This is a genomic window from Bradyrhizobium sp. STM 3809, from assembly GCF_000239795.1.
Lineage (GTDB): Bacteria > Pseudomonadota > Alphaproteobacteria > Rhizobiales > Xanthobacteraceae > Bradyrhizobium.
On sequence record NZ_CAFJ01000729.1, the window covers coordinates 1 to 3,427 of the forward strand.

Consider the following 3,427-nt stretch of genomic DNA (forward strand, 5'->3'; position numbering starts at 1 on the left):
CTGCGATGAGGCGGGATGCGCGGAGATAATCATGAATTCTGAAAAATGGCAAGGCGATTTTATTTTACGGAAACGACCACGACGTGCTGCCTCCCCTCGACGTGCTGCCTCCCCCTCACCCTGAGGAGCCCGCCGAAGGCGGGCGTCTCGAAGGGCGAGGCCACCGGCGGGGCCTCATGGTTCGAGACGCGCCGCGGACGAAGATCTCATTCTATCGCGGCCAGATTGGCGCGACGCTCCTCACCATGAGGTTCTGGCACCCAACGGGTCCTGCACATCGACCATGAACACGCTAAGAGGCGTGTTCATGGAGAGGGTTTGTAGCCCGCGTTCATCGGCGCAGCTAACGCGCCGCTTTCATGATGAGAGCTCAGCACCGAAAGCGACACCGCGCATCAACCATGAACTCGCGCATGGGAAATTGATCGCCGGCTGCAAAAGCGATCCTCATCCTCCGTGGTACAGCTCACGTTGCCGCCGACCGGCGAGGCTCCTCCAAGGCGTCCACGGCCTCGGCGCCCTGGCCGCGCCAGCGCAGGATCTCCATCGCCAGCACCGGATGGTTGAAGCCCTTGAGATGCAGGTCGTCGATCGGCCGCGCCTCGACCGAGGTTTCGACCACGCCGTAGACGCGGCGGGACGCGATCACCTGGCCGGCCTTGGCGGCGTCGCAGAGCCGCGAGGCGAGGTTGGTGACGCTGCCGATGGCGGCATATTCCAGCCGGTTCTCGAAGCCGACCTGGCCGAGCGTGGCGTAGCCCACGGCGATGCCGACGCCGAAGCCCAGGCTGTGGCCGCGATTCTTCCAGCGCTCGGTGAGCTGGCCGATCTCCTCGCGCATCTCCAGCGCCATCTTCACAGCGCGCGTGGTGTGGTCCTCGAACGGGATCGGCGCGTTGAACAGGATCATCACGCCGTCGCCGGCATAGCGGTCGAGCGTGCCTTCATATTTGAAGATCAGCTTGCCGAGCGCGGCGTGATATTCGCGCAGCACGTTCATCGCCTCTTCGGGCTCGGTCGTTTCGGTGAACGCGGTGAAGCCGCGCAGGTCGCAGAACACGACGGTCACCTCGCGGCGGTGGCTCTCCAGCAGCGCGTCGTGGCCATCGGACGAGGCGATGATCTGCGCCACCTGCGGCGCCAGGAAGCGCTCGAGGCGGCGGATGCGCTCGATCTCGGCGAGCTGCTTCTCGACGCGGTCTTCCAGCGACTTGTTCCATTCACGCAGCTGCTCGGTCTGCTCGGTGAGCTTCGCCGCCTGCTGCTGCACCGTGTCATGCGCCAGCGCCAGTTCGCGCCCCTTCTGGTCGACCTCGGTGAACAGCCGCGCATTGCGCATCGCCAGCACCGCCTGGTTGGCAAAGGTGCGCATCAGCCCGATCAGGTTCGCGGGAAACGCCCTGGCCGAGCGCCGCAGCACCACCAGCGCGCCAAGCACGCCCTGCTGATCGACCAGCGGCGTGAACAACACGGCATGGAAGCCGGCGGCGACCGCCACGTCGCGGAGCGGATGGTCCGGCGCGGTTTCGAGCTCGGCGATCGCGATCGGCTCGCCGCTGCGCACCGACTCCGACAGCAGGCTCGTCTGCTCGTCGAGCACATTGTGCGCGCCGTCCTGATCGACGCCCTTGGCTTCCACCAGCTTGAAGCGATGCGCGGCGGCATCGTAGGAATAGATCAGCACGGCATCCGCCGCGGTGATCTCGAGCGCGCGCGAGGCCACCGTCGGCAGCACGGCATTGAGATCGAGCGAGGAGGCCACAGCGCGGCCGACCTCTTCCAGCACCTTCAGCTCGTTGATCGACTGCGCCAGATCGCGCGTGCGCTCCTCGACCTTGGCTTCAAGCACCGCATAGGATTGCGCGAGCTGGCCGGCCATGCTGTTGAACTGATCGGCGAGCTCCTCCAGCTCGTCATGGGTCTTCACCTCGATGCGCTGGCCGAAGTCGCCGGCGCCGAGCCGGCGCGCGCCGGCGCGCAGCGCCGTGATCGGCACGAGCATGCGGCGCGCCAGCAGGGAGCCGGCGAAGATCGCAACCGCGAGGCCGAGCGCGATCAGCAGCGCGCCGCGCAGCAGCTGATCGCGGATCGGCGCCAGCGCATGCGCGGTGGATTGCTCGAAGAACACGACCCAGCCGAGCTTGGGCAGCGTCGCGGCGGCGGAGAGCACGGCGCGTCCGTCCACGTCGGTGCCGGAGGCCAGCGGCTGGCCATCGGGCAACAGCATGGCGGCGACCTGCGGCAGCTTGGCGAGATCCTGACCGACGGCCGGCCCCTTCGCCGAGCTCGCCAGCACCTGGCCCTTGGGATCGACCACATAGGCGACGCCGACCTTGCCGACCTGCGCCTCGGTCATGAAGTCCTCGAGGAAGTCGAGATCGATGTCGGCCACCGTCACGCCGGCATTGAAGCCGGAATGCGCGACCGAGATCGACATCATCGGCTGCGCGCCCTTGAAGGTCACGGCGGAGAAATTGCTGCCATGGGTGACGGTGTCGGTGAAGCGCAGGTCGCGCGAGAGATCGTTGCCCGAAGAGAACGAGATCGCGGTGCGCGAGACCCGGAGCTGCTCGCGCCCCTGGCCATCGAGCTGATAGAGCTGACGGACCGCCGGGGCCTGGCTCAGCAGCTGGACGTAGTCGGCGCGACGGTCCTCCAGGGTCTTGGAGCTCGCCCGCGTCACCCAGCTGATCTGGCGCTGCAGGTCCGAGACGGACTGGTCGATTCGCCGGGCACTGGCATCGGCCTTCTCGGCCATCGCGGCAGTCAGGCTCGCCTTGGTGGACTGATAGCTGATCCAGGTCTCGGTCGCGCCGTTGACCGCCAGGACGAACACGACGAGTCCGACCAGCGACACGACATATTTGGCGAACAGGCCTTGCCGCAGCGACCAGCCTCTGTTCTCGACCCCGTTCATTCGGACCCCTCGCGCGCCGCACGGCCGAGGCGAAACCCCGGATCAGCGCGTCCGCTGCCGTCCTCATGGCAGCAACACATCGCAGGCGGCCTCTCATGAGCCGGGAGGCGCAGCGACCACGCCCCATCTAGCACAGAATGCAGTGCAGAACGGCCCCGATGCGGTGGTCCCAACGCGGGATGCTGGCGCAGCCGAGGCCCCACGACCTCCACCATTCGGAGGAGGATGCCGCCGAAATTCTCCGTCGCGGGTCCTATGTTACCTGTTGAAGATTCGCTTGAGCACATCGTTCATCGGCTGGCTGTCCGGCACGCCGTCCGAATTGTCACCGACCGCGCCCTGGCCGGCCTCGGTCGCCGGGGGCACGGCCTGACTGGCCTGCGATGGCTGGTTGGCCTGCGGCATCTGGCCAGCCTGCGGCGCCTGGTCGGCCTGCGGCGCTTCCTGGGCCTGCGGCGCCTGCAGCAGCGGCACGGCTCCGCCGGGGGACCCCAGGGTGCGGCCGCGGCT

At 67.4% G+C, this 3,427-nt stretch carries 1 protein-coding gene and 1 pseudogene; both read right to left on the reverse strand.

Annotated features, from left to right (window positions below; translation table 11 throughout):
- Positions 1 to 466 precede the first annotated feature (466 nt).
- Entirely contained in the window at positions 467 to 2,917 is a 2,451-nt protein-coding gene (locus tag BRAS3809_RS31380; protein ID WP_008966037.1) for an adenylate/guanylate cyclase domain-containing protein, read from the reverse strand.
- A gap of 258 nt (positions 2,918 to 3,175) precedes the next feature.
- Positions 3,176 to 3,427 (reverse strand): annotated as a pseudogene (locus tag BRAS3809_RS31385) (hypothetical protein); the annotation flags it as partial.

Bases quoted from the DNA above. Each gene is read 5' to 3' on its own strand.
- BRAS3809_RS31380 (WP_008966037.1), bottom strand. From the start codon at position 2,917: ATGAACGGGGTCGAGAACAGAGGCTGGTCGCTGCGGCAAGGCCTGTTC.